Annotated in this window: 18 protein-coding genes; 5 read left to right on the top strand and 13 right to left on the bottom strand. The window is 64.4% G+C overall.

The window, feature by feature from the left end:
- The first annotated feature begins 298 nt into the window (after window positions 1-298).
- Window positions 299-844, top strand: a complete 546-nt coding sequence (locus EAO80_RS05575; protein ID WP_122088944.1) for an AAA family ATPase — start codon at window positions 299-301, stop codon at window positions 842-844.
- On the top strand, window positions 841-1,251 hold the full coding sequence (locus EAO80_RS05570) for an RNA-binding domain-containing protein (RefSeq protein WP_122088943.1): 411 nt from the start codon (window positions 841-843) through the stop codon (window positions 1,249-1,251). The genes EAO80_RS05575 and EAO80_RS05570 overlap by 4 nt, the downstream gene beginning before the upstream one ends.
- Before the next feature lie 24 nt (window positions 1,252-1,275).
- Here EAO80_RS05570 and EAO80_RS05565 read toward each other — a convergent pair whose 3' ends face one another.
- The 11 genes from EAO80_RS05565 to thpR form a co-directional block, all read right to left on the bottom strand.
- Window positions 1,276-2,661 (bottom strand): signal recognition particle protein Srp54, encoded by a 1,386-nt coding sequence (locus tag EAO80_RS05565; RefSeq protein ID WP_122088942.1) that lies wholly within the window; start codon window positions 2,659-2,661, stop codon window positions 1,276-1,278.
- Window positions 2,662-2,717: 56 nt separating this feature from the next.
- On the bottom strand, window positions 2,718-4,637 hold the full coding sequence (locus EAO80_RS05560) for a glycosyltransferase family 39 protein (RefSeq protein ID WP_122088941.1): 1,920 nt from the start codon (window positions 4,635-4,637) through the stop codon (window positions 2,718-2,720).
- A 161-nt stretch (window positions 4,638-4,798) separates the two neighbouring features.
- On the bottom strand, window positions 4,799-6,772 hold the full coding sequence (locus EAO80_RS20240) for a carboxypeptidase-like regulatory domain-containing protein (protein WP_245998474.1): 1,974 nt from the start codon (window positions 6,770-6,772) through the stop codon (window positions 4,799-4,801).
- Window positions 6,773-6,912: 140 nt separating this feature from the next.
- The gene (locus EAO80_RS05550; RefSeq protein WP_122088940.1) at window positions 6,913-8,442 is read right to left on the bottom strand and encodes a flippase; all 1,530 of its coding nucleotides are present in this window, start codon (window positions 8,440-8,442) and stop codon (window positions 6,913-6,915) included.
- 79 nt (window positions 8,443-8,521) lie between these two features.
- On the bottom strand, window positions 8,522-9,739 hold the full coding sequence (gene ftsY / locus EAO80_RS05545; protein WP_122088939.1) for a signal recognition particle-docking protein FtsY: 1,218 nt from the start codon (window positions 9,737-9,739) through the stop codon (window positions 8,522-8,524).
- Window positions 9,740-9,742: 3 nt separating this feature from the next.
- Window positions 9,743-10,198 (bottom strand): prefoldin subunit alpha, encoded by a 456-nt coding sequence (gene pfdA, locus EAO80_RS05540; protein WP_122088938.1) that lies wholly within the window; start codon window positions 10,196-10,198, stop codon window positions 9,743-9,745.
- A 76-nt stretch (window positions 10,199-10,274) separates the two neighbouring features.
- On the bottom strand, window positions 10,275-10,940 hold the full coding sequence (locus EAO80_RS05535) for a translation initiation factor IF-6 (RefSeq protein WP_122088937.1): 666 nt from the start codon (window positions 10,938-10,940) through the stop codon (window positions 10,275-10,277).
- Window positions 10,940-11,218, bottom strand: a complete 279-nt coding sequence (locus EAO80_RS05530; RefSeq protein ID WP_122088936.1) for a 50S ribosomal protein L31e — start codon at window positions 11,216-11,218, stop codon at window positions 10,940-10,942. Before EAO80_RS05530 ends, EAO80_RS05535 begins: the two co-directional genes overlap by 1 nt.
- Window positions 11,218-11,370, bottom strand: a complete 153-nt coding sequence (locus EAO80_RS05525; protein ID WP_122088935.1) for a 50S ribosomal protein L39e — start codon at window positions 11,368-11,370, stop codon at window positions 11,218-11,220. Before EAO80_RS05525 ends, EAO80_RS05530 begins: the two co-directional genes overlap by 1 nt.
- A 43-nt stretch (window positions 11,371-11,413) precedes the next feature.
- Window positions 11,414-11,710 carry a DUF7563 family protein gene (locus EAO80_RS05520; RefSeq protein ID WP_245998472.1) on the bottom strand — a complete coding sequence of 99 codons (297 nt, stop codon included), beginning with the start codon at window positions 11,708-11,710 and terminating at the stop codon, window positions 11,414-11,416.
- 79 nt (window positions 11,711-11,789) lie between these two features.
- Window positions 11,790-12,347 carry an RNA 2',3'-cyclic phosphodiesterase gene (thpR, locus tag EAO80_RS05515; RefSeq protein ID WP_122088934.1) on the bottom strand — a complete coding sequence of 186 codons (558 nt, stop codon included), beginning with the start codon at window positions 12,345-12,347 and terminating at the stop codon, window positions 11,790-11,792.
- A gap of 325 nt (window positions 12,348-12,672) precedes the next feature.
- On the opposite strand from thpR, the gene EAO80_RS05510 reads away from it, so the two are divergent.
- On the top strand, window positions 12,673-13,407 hold the full coding sequence (locus tag EAO80_RS05510) for a tetratricopeptide repeat protein (RefSeq protein ID WP_122088933.1): 735 nt from the start codon (window positions 12,673-12,675) through the stop codon (window positions 13,405-13,407).
- Window positions 13,404-13,694 carry a DUF424 domain-containing protein gene (locus EAO80_RS05505; RefSeq protein WP_122088932.1) on the top strand — a complete coding sequence of 97 codons (291 nt, stop codon included), beginning with the start codon at window positions 13,404-13,406 and terminating at the stop codon, window positions 13,692-13,694. The genes EAO80_RS05510 and EAO80_RS05505 overlap by 4 nt, the downstream gene beginning before the upstream one ends.
- On the opposite strand, the gene EAO80_RS05500 is transcribed toward EAO80_RS05505, so the two are convergent.
- Window positions 13,695-14,663 carry a TatD family hydrolase gene (locus EAO80_RS05500; protein ID WP_122088931.1) on the bottom strand — a complete coding sequence of 323 codons (969 nt, stop codon included), beginning with the start codon at window positions 14,661-14,663 and terminating at the stop codon, window positions 13,695-13,697.
- A 149-nt stretch (window positions 14,664-14,812) separates the two neighbouring features.
- Between EAO80_RS05500 and EAO80_RS05495 the strand changes: the two genes are divergently transcribed.
- The gene (locus EAO80_RS05495; protein WP_281273005.1) at window positions 14,813-16,054 is read left to right on the top strand and encodes an aminotransferase class V-fold PLP-dependent enzyme; all 1,242 of its coding nucleotides are present in this window, start codon (window positions 14,813-14,815) and stop codon (window positions 16,052-16,054) included.
- Window positions 16,055-16,274: 220 nt separating this feature from the next.
- Here the strand turns inward: EAO80_RS05495 and EAO80_RS05490 are convergent.
- The coding region (locus EAO80_RS05490) for a hypothetical protein (protein WP_211330646.1) at window positions 16,275-16,532 on the bottom strand (258 nt) is incomplete at its 5' end.

Below are 16,532 nucleotides of genomic sequence, written 5' to 3'. Positions count from 1 at the left end.
GAGCGCTTCGCGTCGATCCAGTCGATGAGGTAAAAGGATGAAACGAGTCCCAGGAGGATCCCGGCGGTCGCGAGCGTCGAGATCCCGTCGTTGAGGGTTCTCCCTGGACGAGACAGTAGATCTCTGGGCTGGCCAGTCCGGTGATCACGAGGAGGGTAAGCGCCGTCGTAGCGTAAGACGTCCAGTGGCTACCTGCATCGGACATCACTCTCAAAATATATTTATTTTGATATAATGTTTCCGGCCGTGACGGGCCGACCCAGCAGATTTAACCGCCGACCCCGTCTATCGCCGGCGAATGCGAGTCATCGGAACCGTCGGCCTGCCGGGCAGCGGGAAGGGCGAGGCCGCCGCCGTCGCCCGCGAGGAGGGGATCCCCGTCGTCACGATGGGCGACGTCATCCGTCGGGAGTGCCGGGATCGAGGGCTCGACCCCGCCGACCACCACGGCGAGGTCGCGACGGCCATGCGCGAGGAGGACGGTCCGCTCGCGATCGCCGAGCGCTCCCTGCCGCTGATCGAGGAGCGCCTCGAAGGGAGCAGGGTCGTCCTCGTCGACGGGCTTCGATCGGGTGCGGAGGCAAAGCGCTTCGAGGAGGCCTTCGGCGAGGACTTCACCCTGATCGCGGTCGAGGCACCCTTCGAGATACGAGAACAGCGACTGGGAACGCGCGGGCGGGACAACCCTGAAACCGAGTCGCTGGAAACCCGCGACGAGCGCGAACTGGGCTTCGGAATGGGCGAGGCGATGACCCGCGCGGACGTCACGATCGAGAACACCGACTCGTTGGAGCGCTTTCGCGAGCGGATCCGCGAACTCCTCTCGAAGGGGATGGAACGATGATCTACCGGATCGAGGCGACCGTCCGAGCGCCGGTCCACGACACTGAAGTCACCGACAGGGTCAAAGACGCCGTGTCGAACCTCGTTCCCGAAGCCGAACTGAGTGCCGAAAACGGTCGGATCGTCGGGACGACCCGCTCGCTGGATCACTTCTCCGAACTACTGCACCGCCAGGAGATCCTCGACACCGCCAGAAACGAGTTCTTCCGGCGGCAGTCGGGCGAATATTTCTCGTTCTCACTCAAGAAGCAGGCCGCCTTCCAGGGCGTCGTGAACTTCGCGGTCGGAGAGGAGGACGAACTCGGCGAGATCGACATCGAGGTGCGGGTAGACGAGCCCGACGTCGAGTCGTACGTCGATCACGTCGCGCCGCCGACCGAAGGTGGGCGGCCGGTAACGGACGAATAACGGGTCTGTAGGCGGTATTCGCGCTTAGAACAGACCGCCCATGCCGCCGCCACCGCCGCCCTGGTTTTCCATCTGTTTCATCATGCGTTCCATGTCCATGTTGCCCTGTCCCATGCCCTGGAACTGTTTCAGGGTGCGCTCCATCATCTTGTGTTGCTGGAGCAGTTCCCTGACGGTTTCCTCGTCGGTCCCCGAGCCACGGGCGATGCGTTCGATCTGGCTCTGACCGATCGCGCGGGGGTGTTCCATCTCCGCGTCGGTCATCGAGTCCATGATGATCTCGAACTTCCGCAGTCGGTCCTGGGTGACGTCCATCGCGTCGTCCGGAAGCTGGTCCATGAGCCCGCCACCGAGTCCGGGGATCATGTCCATGACCTGGTCCAGCGGGCCCATGCGGTTCATCGCGTTCATCTGCTTTCGCATGTCGTGCAGCGTGAAGGTCCCCGACAGCAGGTCCTCGGGGTCCCAATCCTCCTCTTCTTCCTGGGTTTCGGCCATCGCGCGCTCGACGCGCTCAGTGAGTTGCTTCAGGTCGCCCATCCCCAACAGTCGGGAGATGAAGCCGTTGGGCTCGAAGCGCTCGATGTCCTCGACCTCCTCGCCGGTCCCCAAAAAGGCGATCGTCGAGTCGGTCTCGTTGACCGCCGTAAGGGCACCACCACCCTTCGCGGTCCCGTCGAGCTTGGTGATCGCGACGCCCTGAATTCCGATGGATTCCTCGAACCGGCGGGCCTGTTCCTTCGCGCCCTGCCCGATGGCGGCGTCGAGCACGAGGAGGGACCGATCGGGCTGGACGGCGTCCCCGATCGCCTCGATCTCCTCGATCAGGTCGTCCTCCAGCGCGTGACGACCCGCGGTGTCGACGATGTGGACGTCGGCGTCGGCAGTGGCCGCCATTCCCTCGCGGGCGATCTCGACGGGATCTTCGGCGTCGGGATCCCCGTAGAACTCGACTTCGGCGCGCTCGCACATCTGTTTGGCCTGGTCGTAGGCGCCCGGCCGGAACGTGTCGGTCTGGATCACGGCGGGACGCAGTCCCTTCTTCGAGAACCACCACGCCATCTTCGCCGCCGTGGTCGTCTTCCCCGACCCCTGCAGGCCCGCGAGCATGATCGTCTGCTCTTCGAGGGGAATCTCGGCGGAGTCACCGACGAGCGCGACCAGTTCCTCGTAGACGATACGAAGCACGTGATCGCGGGCGGTCGTCCCGCCGGGCGGTTCTTCCTCGAGCGCGCGGGTCTTGATCGAGTCGGAGAGCTCCATCACCAGCGAGACGTCGACGTCGGCCTGCAGAAGCGAGCGCTGGATCTCCTTGACGACCGCCTGCACGTCCTCTTCGGTGAGCCGGGACTTCCCGCGGAGGTCCTCCAAGGTCCCTCTGAGGGAGGTTCCGAGATCGTCGAGTACCATTTGGCTACGATAGACGGCCGAAGCGCTAAAGGCTTTGTTCGTTGACCGCGCCCGTCTCAGCGTTCACAGAGGGTGACGTCGCTGTTGTCGTACCCGATGGTTCGCGTCCCACACATTTCGTCGATCGTGGTTCGCTGGATGTGGTCCGCTCCCTCCTCGGTCTCGAATCGTGGCGCGCCGTCGCGCTGATAGTCGCGATACAGCGTCACCTCGTGGTCGGGGGGGCCGTCGTCGACGGTCGCGGACGAGAAGCGCTCCTCCCCGCCGTACCGGTTCAAGGCACTGATGTACGGCGAGTCGCTGTAGATGGGGTCGGTCGCGTCGCTGTCGGTGTGCTCGACGATCGTCTCCATCGCGCTCATCTCGGCCGGCGTGTAGGCGTACCGGACGTTCTCCTCGGGAAACGCCGGCGCGTCCTGGGTCGCGTCGCTCGTGAGCACCATCCCCCCGGAGAAGACGAGCGCGAAGACGAGCGCCACGGCCGCGAACAACTGGGGCGAGCAATCGCGCCGGAGGCGATCGAAACCAACGGCGGCGAGTATCGCGAGCACCGCGTAGAGGAACGCGAACCAGCGCCCGGGCAGGAAGTTCCGCAGACCGAACAGCGGCGGCACGAGCGTGAAAAACAGCATGATCACGGCGGCGATGATCAGCGCCAGCCCCGACTGACTGGCTCGCTCACGCTGGAGTATGTAGAGGCTCCCGACGACCGTCCCGAACAGGAGCATCGAGAACCCCACCTGATCGATCAGCGGGATAACCGTCTGGCCAAGGAGCGTCTGATCGCCGCCGGCGGCCACCGCGTTCGTCGTCTCGCCCCGGTTGAACAGACCGGCGCTACCCTCGATCGAACCCCAGAGGATGACGAGCACCGCCTCAACGAAGGTCCGGTTGCCCCACGGAGTCACGCTCCAGATGAGCATGAGCAACCCGACCGCGAACGCGGAGTACCCGTGAACGCTGTGGACCCGAATCGAGGGAGATGAGTCCGCGAACAGTCGGTCGCGAAGTTGGCCCATGTTCAGCGCGATCTGGGCGAGCGAGCCGGCTCCGAGCAACACGAGCATGATGAACGAGGCGACCTGGTGGGTCAACGCCATCGCGAGGACGAACGCGACTATCAACACGAGCACCGCCGGGCGGGTTCCCCGCTGTTGGATCCGGACGAACACCAACAGGACGGCGAGAAAGAACACCACGCCCAGACTCGTCGGGATGAGGTGGATCGACCAGACGACGACGAAGTCGCTGATCGAGTAGGCCGCCGCGGCGAAGACGGCCCACCGCGGGTCGACGAACCGGGCGGCCGTCAGGTAGACGAACAGACCGGTGAGACCCATCGCGATCCCGATCGAGCCGAACAGCGCGAGGCGCGGAGGAAGGTCGGCGAGCAACGAGGTCGAGGCGACCGAGAGGTGATAGAGCGGGGCCAGAGCGTACTTCGTTGGGCCCATTCCCTGGATCGAACCCGCCGAGAGGATCCCTTCGACGTACTGGGGCATGTGGATCCAAACGTCGACGCCGACGTACCCCGCCGAACCCAACAGCCCCGCAAACCGGACCACGAACCCGAGCGCGAGCACCTGCGCGAGACCCATTCCGACCGAGAACTGTTCATCGGGGGTGAACGCGATCTGAACGAATACCACCACCGAGAGCGCGATCGTGAGCAGATAGAAGGTCGGGCCACGACCGCCCGTCGCAAGCGAGAGCGCGATCAGCGCGGCCGTCCCGAGGAACACGACGCTCGGGAGAGCGTGGACGGCCCAGGTCGGAAGCGTTCCGACGGCGGGCGTCGGGTTCCGCCTGGCGACGAGATAAAGCAGACAGGCCCCCGTGAGGATCGGCGGGAGCGTCCGCACCAACATGTGCGAGAGGAAGAGGTTGAACAGGAGCACGAGCCCGGCAACGCCCAGCCCCGCGACGGCACCGAGGGTTCCAAACCCGATCCGGTACCGGCCGATCGAGAACTGCATTTATGATACTCTCTCGACCGGACTCGGGCGACCGCACTGTCCTATCGCGCTCCACCTTCGCATCGCACGTCGTGCTACCGACCCCAGGTATTACTAAGCTTCTGTTGACGGCTGATTCGGTACGTGAACACACATGATCGAGCGTCGTCAACTGAAGCCGATCACTCGAAGTACGATTCGACCTCCCCGGAGGGAACCTCGGTCCCGTCGATTCGGACGGAGATCCCCCCGAGCGAGATGAAGCTGGTGATCGCGTCGTCGGACGGGATGACGTAGCTGTCGTGTTCGCCCCGCAGGATACCGGCGACGACCCGTCCGGCGATCTCGTCGGCGTCGTCGACGGTCGCGCCGTTGGCGTCGGACTTCTCGACACGACCGGTGACCTCGAAGAGGTAATGCGTCGGGTCCGCGTAGCTGCCGCCCTCGACCGTGATCACCTGCCCGTCGTCGATGGAGTCGCCCGGCTCGTCCGGGGCGAACTCGTCCGGATCGACGGCCTCACCGTTGAGCAACACGTCAACGGGGCCGTCGGCCTCGAAGGAGACCACCTCGCCCACGAAGGCGAACGAGTCGGGCTCGTTCGTGGTGCGTCCCGTGACCGTCGACCCGTCGATGCTGTCGTAGCTGTTGATGGTCGCCCCGTACTCGGTGGATTTCTTGATCTCGCCGTCCGCGAGGTCGGTCGCGAACTCGTAGTGGGACGTCTCGCCGCGTCCGGTCACCGTGAGGACGTCTCGTTCGCGTGGCTCCAGCGAGATCGGGGGCTGTCGTCCCGAGGAATCGAGTTCGAGATCCAGGTACGAACCCGGTTCGTAGCCGGGGTGGCTCGCTCGAACGTCGTAACGACCGACGGGGAGGTCGTCGAAGCGCGCGTACGCGCCGAAGTATTCCTCGCCCGCGACGGTTTCGGCCGTCAGCGGGTCGTCGTAGTCATCCAGTATCGTCCCGTCGCGTGCCTGGACCTCGACGGTCGCACCCTCGAGGTGCTCCTCAGCACCCTCTTCGCGGACGTAGACGCGGAGCTGTGCCGTCTCGGACTGGGTCGATGAGCCCCCGCGCGGGTGTCCGATCCCCGGTGCCGGTTCGTCCTCGCCGAAGTGGTTGTCGGAGAGCGACACGTCGTTCCACTCGGTTCCGCTCACATCGTCGCCGTACTGTGCGATCGGCGAACCGTTCGCGTACCGATCGCCGCCGGGATCGGTCGGATTGAAAAACCAGTTGTTCCAAATGCTCGCGCCGTCGCTGGGTGTTCCCCGGAGCGCCACCGCGCGCGTGATCCGACCGCCGCGGTTCTCGACGAGTTCGAACGTGTTGTGGTGGATGTCGATCCGGTCGCCACCGGGGCTGTGCATCTCGAATCCGAAGATCAGCCCGTTCGGGCCCTGGATGTTGTACCGAGCTTCGTAGCTACAGCCCGCCTCGCCACCGGCGGCGATGCTGTGGCGGTTCCCGTCGAAGTAGTTGTACTCGATCACCGGGTGACCCTGATAGACGACGACGCCGTAGCCGAGCCCGGTCATCATGTTGTCGTGAAGCGAGCAGTGATGGACGTGTGCGTCGCTGACGAGCGGATCCGAGCCGTGACGGCCGATCCCGATCGCGGCGAACGTCCAGCCGTAGAGCTCACAGTTATCGACCTCGCAGTCGGTGTACGCACGGATCGCGAGCGAGTTATGGCTCCAAGCGTCTCCCGACGAGTCGTAATAACCGACCTGGTGGCCCCGGAATCGAAGCCCGGTGATTCGCACGCCGTCCTCGAAGACCTGAAAGAGCCGCGAAGTGCGTTCGTCAGCGGTGATCAACGCTCCCGACGAGCCGTCGCGGCCCCGCCCGCTCGCCAGCGTCACGTCGCCGGGGATCGTGATCCGGCGAGCGCTCAGGTCGATCGTCGCATCGTCGTCGACGTAGATCGTTTTCGATCCGCTCTCAAGCGCCGAGAGGAGCTCCTCGCGGGTCGAGACGACGACGTCCGCGTCCTCCGGGGAGACGTGACGGTCGTACTCCTCGCCGCCACCGATCTCCGTACCGGTCGGAGCGGGATCGTTCGCTGCCATTGCTCGCGCCGACCCGCTTCCAACCACACCAACGCCCGCGACCGCGGCGAGTCCGGCCGCGAGATAGGTTCGTCGACTCATCGAAGCGCCATTCGATCTCTGATTTGACATGTTTGATAGATATCTTGACAAGTAATAAGTATTATGTGTTTATCGACGTAAAATAGAATGGGGGGAGCCGCCGATAGCGGGGAAGCCACGGCGAGGAGAGCGGTCAGCGCTCAGAGGAAGCGTTTCGCGATCGTCTTTGCGGGGCCGAGGTCGACGCCGAGTCGCTCCTCGAAGTCGAGCACGAGGAGGACTTCCTCGCGTTCGATCCCGCCGAGGCGCAGAGTCACGACCGCGTGGATCGCGAGAAAGAGCGAGAACATGAGGAGGAACACCGGGAGCGTGACGGTCACGATCGAGGTGACGACGAGATAGATCGCGCCGATGGAGGCGGTCGCGGCGATCGCGGGCTTGAACAGCGACGGGGAGAAGGGGTGGATCCCGGTTCGCGTGTACAGTTGTGTCGAGTACGCGATGTTGAGCGCGAGATACGAGATGACGGTCGCGACCGACGCGCCGAGGTAGGAATAGCGTGGGATGAAAACGACGTTCAGCGCGACGTTGAGCAACGCGGCACCCATGTTGTCGACCATGATCAGGCGGGTGTTGCCCATCGCGGTCAGCGTCTTGTAGTTGGGACCGGCGACGGCGTGGACGAAAAAGCCGCCCGCGAGGATCGACAGCGCGAGCGCTCCCTCGGTGTAGTCCGGACCGTACGTGTAGCGAAGCAGCAGTTCGGGAAACAGCGCGATCACCAGCACGATCGGCAGCGAGACCATGAAGATCCACTTCGTGACCAGCTGGTAGGTGTGTTTCATCTCCGCGACGTCGCCCTCGGCGTGCAGCTCCGAGAGGATCGGCACGAACAGGAACCCGAACGAGGCGAGCACCGCCGTCAACATCGTCGCGAGCGGGTAGAGCACGTTGTAGATGCCGACGTCGGCCGTCGAGACGAAATAGCCGAGCAGAAACGTATCGATATCGGCGAGGATCTTCACCATGATCGAGGAGATGATCAACGGTGCGGAGAAGGCGAGCAGTTCGCGGTGCATCGAGACGGCCGGAGTGCGCGTAAACAGCGACGTGTACCGGTAGAGGTAGTACATTCCCAGGGTAGCGGCGGCGGCGTGACCGAGCACGTACGCCCACGCGACGCCGGCGGCGTCGAACCCCAACCAGAGGATGACCACGGCGAGCAGGAGTCGCGTGAGGTGGGCGGTAACGTTCTCGACGAACACCTTCGGGGCCGAGCGTTTCGTTCCCTGGATCCCACCGACAGCGAGCTTCTCGACCGAGGCAAAGGGCATCGCGAGCCCGAACACGCGCAACACCGGCGCGACGCTCTCGTCGCCGAAGACGGTCATCGCAATGGAATCGCCGAAGACGAATAGGACCCCCCCGGCGAGCACCGAGAGGGGGAGTACGAGCTGGAACGCCGAGACGAGGACGCCGCGACGCCGCTCGGGGTCGTCGTATCGCGGCAGGAATCGCCCGATACCCGTGTGCATTCCCAGGAGAACGAGCGTCGAGGCGGTCGCGAGCGCCGCAGAGCCCAGCGCGATCGCACCGTAGCCCTCGGGCCCTAGCAGACGCCCGATGACGAGCGTCGAGAGGAACGAGATCGCCAACCCGAACATCTCGCCGATGAAGACGATGCTCCCGCCGGCGAACAGCTTCCGGAAGGGCTCGTCGTCCTCGGCCATTACTGATCTCCTCGCGGATCGAGCCGGTAGTTACGATGGCGGATCACGGAACTGGCTCGTCGGTTCACGAACGGGACGCTCACTTGCCGACCAGCTGATCGACGACCCATTCGGGGTCGAACCGTTCGATATCGTCGTACTCCTGACCGGTGCCCAGAAAGAGGATCGGCTTGCCGGTGACGTAGGCGATCGAGATCGCCGCGCCGCCGTTCGCGTCCGCGTCGGCCTTCGTGAGGATCGCGCCGTCGATCTCCGCGACGTCGTTGAACTTCTTGGCGCGCTGGACGGCGTCCTGACCGGCGACGGCCTCGTCGGTAAAGAGCGTCATGTCCGGGCCGACGACCCGATCGATCTTCTCGAGTTGGTCCATCAGCCCCTCGTTCGTGTGGAGCCGGCCCGCCGTGTCGCCGAGCACCACGTCGACCCCGTGGGCCTCGGCGTACTCGACGGCGTCGTAGATCACCGCCGCCGGATCGCCGCCCTGCTCGTGGGAGATCAGCTCCGTTCCCAGCCGGTCGGCGTGCTCTGCGATCTGCTCGTTGGCGCCCGCCCGGTAGGTGTCACCGTTTGCCAGCACCGTCGAATACCCGCGCTCCTCGAGGTATCGCGAGAGCTTCGCGATCGAGGTGGTCTTGCCGACGCCGTTGACGCCGGTGAAAATGAGGGTAACGGGCTTGTCGGCGGCGGCGATCCGCTCGTCGAAATCGAACTGCCCGACGCTGATCACGTCCAATAGCGCCTCGCGAAGCGCCTGGTCGACCCGTTCCTCGACGGTTTGGGTCATCCCACGGGTCGCGTTCTCGAGATCGGCCCGCAGGTTCGTGACGATCTCCTGGGCGACCGTGAACTCGACGTCGCTTTCGAGCAGCGCGAACTCCAGATCGTCGAGCGGTCCCTCGATGACCTCGGGGTCGACGACGATCTGGCCGGTCGCGAGCGACCTCGCGCGGTGCATAAACCCGCTACCGGAACCCGACGAGCGCTCGTCGGGTTCCGGTTCGGGTTCGGCGGCGTCCGCCGCGATCGGCTCGTCGGGTTCGTCGGATGCTTCGGGGTCGACCGGCTCGCCCGAACCCGCCGGTTCGGGCTCGGAATCGGGTTCGGGTTCGGGAACCTCGGTGGATGCCGCCGCCGTATCGGCCTCGACGACCGGATCGTTCGACCCACTCGACTCCGGGTCGTCCGATGTGTCGGGTTCGGCGGCGTCCGTCGGTTCGGGCGCGTCCTCCGCGTCTTCGGCTTCCTCCTCGACGTCGTCGCGAAAGCGCCCGATCTTCTCTTTCAGGCCGTCGAACATGGCTTACCGCTCGTCGTTCTGTTGCTGTTGCATCTGCTGCATCGCCTGCTGCTGGGCCTGCTGTTGGACCTGCTGGGCGCGCTGTTCGACCTCGTCGATCTCCGACGACAGCTCGTCGATCTCGGCTTCGACCTCGTCGATGCGCTCCGAAAGCGTGTTCCGCTTGGCTTGGAGGGTCTCGGTCGCGTCGTCGCGTTCCTGCTCGGCCGCAAAGCCGCCACCGACGTCTACCACCACTTCGTCGATGTCGTCGACCGTCGCACGGACGTATGCGCCGCCACCGACGGGAACCTGCACCGTCGAACCGGTTTCGAGCGATTCGAGCGCCGAGACGGCCTCGGTGATCTCGGCCTGCTCGTTCTGCAGGTCATCGACCTCCTCCTCCAGCGCGTCCTGTTGGGCGTCGAGCTCCTGGAGCTGCTGGGAGAGCTCCTGCAGTTCGGGGTTGCCACCGCCCATACTCATCGCGCGATCACCGTGTTGAGAGAAGTGAACGTCATGCCTACGACTGGGCCCGCGAGTCGGAAGTATCTTCCTAGTCGAGATAGCCCAGCGTGTCTTCGATACGCCCGAGTTCGGGGCCCGTGGTGTCCCGCCCCGCGACGTAGCCGAACTCGTTTGCGACCAGTCCCGCCCCCACGAGCGGCGCGCCGTAGTTGATCGTCCCGATGTCGGCATAGACACCGAGGTGTTCCTCGAGAAAGTCGAGTTCGCCGTCGGTCGCCTTCGGGTGACAGAGCACGCCCTCGTCGGTCGCCACCGCGGCCGTACCGACGGTTCGAAGCCCGGCGATCTCGCCGCGCTCGACCGGGACGTCGAGTCCCTCTGTTATCGCCTTGACGGCCTCCCGAGAGAGGTCGGGGTGGACGTACGCGCCGCTGTCGTTCGCGAGCACGACGTTGCCCGCGGCGTTGATCTTCCCGGGAAGCTCGGTGATCGGCAACTCAGTGACCTCGCCGATCGCCTCGCGCTCGACCCCGGTGATCCGGCTGCTTACGAGCAATCCCTTCGAATTGCCGACACAGAGCGCGCCGACGGTAGAAGCCCCGCCGATGGTCGTTGCGACCGTCGACACGCCGAGTTCCTCCTCTAGCTCCTCGCGCAGGTCGTCCTCGACGTCGTTTCGCACGAGGAGTGCATCGTCGGTCGCACTGGCGAAGACGCCGACCGACGACGAGCCGAAAAAGGCGGTGCGAAGCACTATCGTGCGAGTTCGGCCTCGACGAGCGCCTCGCCGTCCTCGGTGAAGCGGGCCGCCCGCACGCGGAGTTTGCTCGGGGGCTTGCGCCGACCCTGCTCCCAGACGGCCTCGTTGATCGAGGGGTCGAGCCGCACGGCGTCTTCCTCGACCTTGAAATGCTTCGCGAGGTGCTCGCGGACGATCGTCATCGCCTTGCCCGCGCGCTCGTGGCTGGCCTGGGCTTTCGCGTCCCGCAGCGGGACCGTTACCACGCGTTCCTCGAAGTCGCTTGCGCTCATTATTCGTCGGTGTCGCTACGGCGCCAGTTTCGCCGCTTGGGGTTTCGCGTCACGTCGCGGTCGGTCTTGAGCATCACCCACGACGGGATGCGCGTGTTCTGGCGGTCGAGCTTCGCCAGCCGCTTCTTCTTGGCCTTCGATTTCTTGCCCATAGTGGCCGCTACTACCCCACGGGCGCATAAAATCCTGTCCTTTTCAGAACAGCCCCGAGACAGCCCGCCCGACCCGGCCGAACGGACCATTGGCGCGCGTGGTTTCCGAATCGACCGACTCGCGTTCCTCACTCGATTCGTCCGGCTCGCTTGATTCGTCGAGTTCGAACTCGCTCATCCTGAACGTCAGTTTGCGATCTGATTCCTCGGACCGGTCGGCCTCCTCTTCCTGCCAGCTTATGGGGCAGTTCGGACACTCGGAAACCTGATCGTGGTTGTCGCCGAACACACGGGCATAGTCGCGCGAGACGTAGCCATCACAGCGGTTGCATCGGACCATGAGACATAACTGTTCCCTAACATAATAAATGTATCACATAATCGGAGATGTTTTATGACGTATATTTTCGAGGAACGGATCAATCGAGCGAAACGGTGGAGACGGTCGAGTGGGCGGGGCCGTCGGAAGCGGGTTCGCTCTCCGTGAGCGATATTTCCTCGACGTTCGTCCGTCCGATGGTCGGGTCGCGCTCGCGGACGAGTCGCTGGACCAGCGCCTTGCCGCCGGCGTGATTCATCCGCGCGATGGTCACATGGGGCGTAAAATCATGGTCCTCGGGATCGAACCCGACGGCGACCATTTCGCGTTCGATCGACTCGTGGAGCCGTGCCATTGCCTCGCTTCCCGCGCGTACTCCGAGCCAGACGACGCTGATGTACTCGGACGAGGGAAAAACACCCAGCCCGCCGTATTCGGCCTCGAAGGGTTCGATTCCGGTATCGGCGACGGCGGTTTCGAGAGCAGTTTCGAGCTCCGCGATTCGGTCCTCGTCGGTCTCGCCGAGGAACTTCAGCGTCACATGGGTCTGTTCGGGGTCGGTGAATCGAAGTCCCCCCGCGTCGGCGAACTCCTCCTGGAGGGACGCGATTCGGTCGGCAAACTCGTCGGGGAGGTCGATGCTGACGAACAGGCGCATGGCGGAGCTTCGTTACGAACCGGCTAATCGGTGTGGGTGCGGGCGGTACTGTCACGGTGCGACGGCCGGCGCGAGTGCGGCCGCCAACGGCGGCGGTCGCACGAGCGGGACGGGGAAGGGCTGGCGTTCCCGAGAGCGATGCGCGATCGCACACCGCGACTCGGCGGAACCTGGCCGGTCTCGAAAATCGCGAAGTGATTTTCTGGACCCAGAAAGACCGCTTTACGGCCTTTCTTATGGACATCAAAAGGGCGAACGAGGGTCACCAATCCCGAGTGAGGGCGTTCGACGTAAGCCTTACCCCGCACCCTCGCGTACCCCGTCTATGACCGATTCAGAGGACGACCACCACTTTTCCGAGGGGCAGGGCTTCAACGAGACCTACGAGGAGTTCGATCTCGACCCGCCGGAGCTACGGGTCGACACCGACAAGGTCGACCCCGTCGACTCACGGGTGCTCACCGACCTGCTCGACGAGCACAACGTCAATCAGGAGGCCATCGACGTCGAGTCGCTGATCGACGTGGGGCTGAACTACATGGAGATCAACCGCCACGAGCAGGCGACGACGACCTTCGAGCGCGCGGCTCGGTTCGCCGAGGAGGACTCGCTGCTCGAACAGGAAGCCTGGACGAACAAGGGCGTCGCCCACGCCCAGATGGAGGAGTACGACGAGGCGATCGGCGCCTACCAGGAGGCCCTGCGGATCGCCGAGCGCTCGGAACACGCCGCGGTCGCCGAGACCAATCTGGCCTATGCGCTCTGGGAGACCGGGAAAACCGAGCAGGCGCTCGAACACGCCGAGCGAGCAGTAGAAATCGACAACCGCTTCGCGCAGGCGTGGTACAACCGCGGCTTCTTCCTGCTCGAACGCGGCCTCGCCGAGGAGGCGGTCAACTGCTTCGACAACGCGATGCGACTGGGCCTCAGGAGCGCCGATCTCCTGGAGGAGAAAGCCCGTGCCCACGAGGAGCTCGGCGAGGACGAACAGGCCGAGGATCTCGCCGACGAGGCCGAAGAGCTGCGCGCCGACGCCGAACAGCAGCTCGTGGAGAAATGATCCTCACCGAGCGTGAGACACCGAAGGGGTTGCTGGTCTCGGTCTGCGATCGGGGGCTTATCGGCGAGACCTTCGAGAACGGGAAGTTCTCAATCACCGTCACCGAGGAGTTCTACGGCGGCGAGGAGGCCGGCGAGTCGGAGGTCGTGAACAGCCTCGCGCGCGCAAGCGTGGCGAACCTCGTCGGCGAGCGATCGGTCTCGCTCGCGATCGAGCAGGGCCACGTCGAGGAGACGAACGTCCTCGACATCGACGGCACGCTTCACGCGCAGTTCTTGCGGATGTGATCACTCGATCCCGAGGATCGCTTTCGGGTTCCCGTAGACGACTTTCCCGATCGCCTCGCGGTCGACACCGAGGCGACACAGGTCCATGATCGTGCGCTTCATCGCGAAGGCGTCGTGTTCCATCGCGCCGATGAGGTCGGTGTCGAGGACGATCCTGTCGGCACCGTACTCCTCGATCGCCCTCGCGACGTCCGCAGGATCGAACCCGCGCAGCCACGGCGCGCTGACGCTGAAGCTCAGATAGCAGTCAGTGGTTTCGAGGACGAGCGGGACGACCTCCGGGCTCGCGTGGTCGATCACCACCTGTTCGTCGGGGAGTCCTACCTCGTCGGCGAGTTCGAGGTCGATCTCGACGGCTTCGTGTTTCGCGTGTTCCGGGTCCAATAGCGGCTCGGTGAAGCTCTCGTTCGCCTCCTCGTAGCTGTGGCTGTACTGTGCGGGCAAACCGCCCTTGCTCGATCCGGGCGTGTGAACCAGGATCGGAAGCCCCGTCTCGCGGGCGATATGCATCTGTTCGCGCACGACGTCGCGCTGGTCGTCGAGCCCCCAGGCGGCGGTGTGATGGGTCGACTCGATCCCCGTCTCCCCGATGGCGATTACCCGTTCGTCCTCGCAGTACCCGGGCAGGGCCGCGAGCAGTTCCTCTGCTCCTTCGACGCCAGCCCACGTGTGGACGCCGACGGCGACGTACTGGTCGTAGAAGTGTCGGTGGTCGAAACAGGCCGCGCGCCGGAGGGCGTCGTCCCAGAGGAAGCGCACGTCGTCAGCCGAGACGGGCCGATACGGTGCCCAGTAGTAACCCGCGGCGATCATCACGGCCGCGCGGGCGCCGCTGAGATCGAATTTCTCCCTGTCGTTCCACGTCAACGACTGGGTGTGCTGGTGGATATCGATCCAGGGGATGTCGAGCGGGTTCGGGGCGTCCCCGGTCGGTGCAGAGCCGAGCGGCCGGTTCGCGAACGAAGCCATATCGGACGCTACTCCGGGCGAGGTAGTAACGGTATGGAAACGCATCGCACGGACGGTCGTGCCGACGCGGTATAACCGGATCCGGTTACGCTACCCCGTGTGGACCGAAGGAATGTTCTCCCTCGAACTCCTCATCACATCCAATGGGCATTCAGGAATCCGCGCCGCTCGACGTCGAGCGCGTCCGAGAGGACTTCCCGATCCTCGAACGCGAGTTCGACGGCAACCGGCTGGTGTACCTCGACAACGCCGCCACCACGCAGACGCCGAACCAGGTGATCGACGCGATCAGCAAGTACTACCGAGAGACGAACGCAAACGTCCACCGCGGAATCCATCACCTCAGCCAGGAGGCCTCTGTTCGCTACGAGGAGGCCCACGACACCCTCGCTGAGTTCGTCGGTGCCTCGGGCGGGCGTGAGGAGATGGTCTTTACGAAAAACACTACCGAAGCCGAGAACCTCGTCGCCTACGCGTGGGGGCTCAATGAACTGGACGAGGACGACGAGGTCGTCCTCACGGAGATGGAGCACCACGCATCGCTCGTGACATGGCAACAGATCGCGAAGAAGACGGGTGCGACGGTCCGCTATATCGGGATCACCGAGGAGGGCGAACTCGACATGGACCACGCCCGCGAGCTGATCGGTCCGGACACACGGATGGTCTCCGTGGTGCACGTCTCGAACGCGCTCGGGACGATCAACCCCGTGAGCGAACTCGCCGATCTCGCCCACGAGCAGGACGCGCTGATCTTCGTCGACGGCGCACAGGCCGTCCCGAACCGCCCGGTGGACGTCGAGACGATCGACGCCGACTTCTATGCTTTCTCGGGCCACAAGATGGCCGGCCCTACCGGAATCGGCTGTCTGTACGGGAAAGAAGAGATTCTGGAGGCGATGGAGCCGTTCCTCTATGGCGGCGAGATGATCCGGAAGGTGGAGTTCGAGGACTCGACGTGGAACGATCTCCCCTGGAAGTACGAGGCGGGTACACCTCTGATCGCCCAGGGGATCGCCCTCGAACGGGCGGTGGAGTACCTCGAAGGGATCGGCATGGATCGGATCCGCGCCCACGAGGAGTGGCTCACCGAGTACGCCTTGGAGCGACTCGCGGAGTTCGACGACATCGAGGTCTACGGACCATCTGATCCGACGGAGCGTGGCGGACTAGTCGGATTCAACCTCGACGGGGTCCACGCTCACGACCTGGCCTCGATCATGAACGACCACGCGGTCGCGATCCGGGCGGGCGACCACTGTACCCAGCCGCTGCATGACGTGCTGGGCACAGCGGCCTCCGCGCGGGCCTCCTTTTATCTCTACAACACCCGCGAGGAGATCGATAGACTGGTCGAGGCGGTCGACGACGCGCGCCAACTGTTCGCGTAAGCGACCGCCGCGCGGGAAAATTACTGCAGTTGTGCGTTCGTGAGATGCTACCGAGCAGCGCTCGGAGCAGTCAAATCGGTTCGTCGGTACGCGTCGGCTATTCGTGAAGTCGACACGCATCGAATCGCGCGAACCGAAACGGTTCGAACGAGAATAGTGATGATCCGCCGTTCGGGAGCGCTATACCGCGGTCACGGAAGCGTCCGCGTTACCGAGCGGATCAGTCGTGCTTGTGCTTCTTCTCGTCCTTGCCCTTCTTGTCGCCGTCACGGCGTCCACCGCGTCGGCCGTCCTTGTCGTCTTTGCCGTCGTGCTTGCCTTTCTCGTCGTCGTCTTCGTCCTTGTCCTTCTTATCGTCGTGCTTGCCTTTCTTATCGTCGTCTTTGTCGTCCTTGCGCTTCCGATCTTTGTCGTCGTGGTCGCGGTGCTTGTCGTCTTTGTCGTCGCGGTCGCGGTGCTTATCGTCCTTGTCGTCTTT

This window comes from Halalkalicoccus subterraneus, assembly GCF_003697815.1.
Taxonomy (GTDB): Archaea; Halobacteriota; Halobacteria; order Halobacteriales; family Halalkalicoccaceae; genus Halalkalicoccus; species Halalkalicoccus subterraneus.
This window is presented reverse-complemented; position numbering and strand designations above follow the sequence as displayed.

Excerpts from the sequence above, each read along its gene's own strand:
- EAO80_RS05575 (WP_122088944.1), top strand. The coding sequence starts at position 299 with ATGCGAGTCATCGGAACCGTCGGCCTGCCGGGCAGCGGGAAGGGCGAG.
- EAO80_RS05570 (WP_122088943.1), top strand. The coding sequence starts at position 841 with ATGATCTACCGGATCGAGGCGACCGTCCGAGCGCCGGTCCACGACACT.
- EAO80_RS05565 (WP_122088942.1), bottom strand. The coding sequence starts at position 2,661 with ATGGTACTCGACGATCTCGGAACCTCCCTCAGAGGGACCTTGGAGGAC.
- EAO80_RS05560 (WP_122088941.1), bottom strand. The coding sequence starts at position 4,637 with ATGCAGTTCTCGATCGGCCGGTACCGGATCGGGTTTGGAACCCTCGGT.
- EAO80_RS20240 (WP_245998474.1), bottom strand. The coding sequence starts at position 6,772 with ATGAGTCGACGAACCTATCTCGCGGCCGGACTCGCCGCGGTCGCGGGC.
- EAO80_RS05550 (WP_122088940.1), bottom strand. The coding sequence starts at position 8,442 with ATGGCCGAGGACGACGAGCCCTTCCGGAAGCTGTTCGCCGGCGGGAGC.
- ftsY (WP_122088939.1), bottom strand. The coding sequence starts at position 9,739 with ATGTTCGACGGCCTGAAAGAGAAGATCGGGCGCTTTCGCGACGACGTC.
- pfdA (WP_122088938.1), bottom strand. The coding sequence starts at position 10,198 with ATGGGCGGTGGCAACCCCGAACTGCAGGAGCTCTCCCAGCAGCTCCAG.
- EAO80_RS05530 (WP_122088936.1), bottom strand. The coding sequence starts at position 11,218 with ATGAGCGCAAGCGACTTCGAGGAACGCGTGGTAACGGTCCCGCTGCGG.
- EAO80_RS05525 (WP_122088935.1), bottom strand. The coding sequence starts at position 11,370 with ATGGGCAAGAAATCGAAGGCCAAGAAGAAGCGGCTGGCGAAGCTCGAC.
- EAO80_RS05520 (WP_245998472.1), bottom strand. The coding sequence starts at position 11,710 with ATGGTCCGATGCAACCGCTGTGATGGCTACGTCTCGCGCGACTATGCC.
- thpR (WP_122088934.1), bottom strand. The coding sequence starts at position 12,347 with ATGCGCCTGTTCGTCAGCATCGACCTCCCCGACGAGTTTGCCGACCGA.
- EAO80_RS05510 (WP_122088933.1), top strand. The coding sequence starts at position 12,673 with ATGACCGATTCAGAGGACGACCACCACTTTTCCGAGGGGCAGGGCTTC.
- EAO80_RS05505 (WP_122088932.1), top strand. The coding sequence starts at position 13,404 with ATGATCCTCACCGAGCGTGAGACACCGAAGGGGTTGCTGGTCTCGGTC.
- EAO80_RS05500 (WP_122088931.1), bottom strand. The coding sequence starts at position 14,663 with ATGGCTTCGTTCGCGAACCGGCCGCTCGGCTCTGCACCGACCGGGGAC.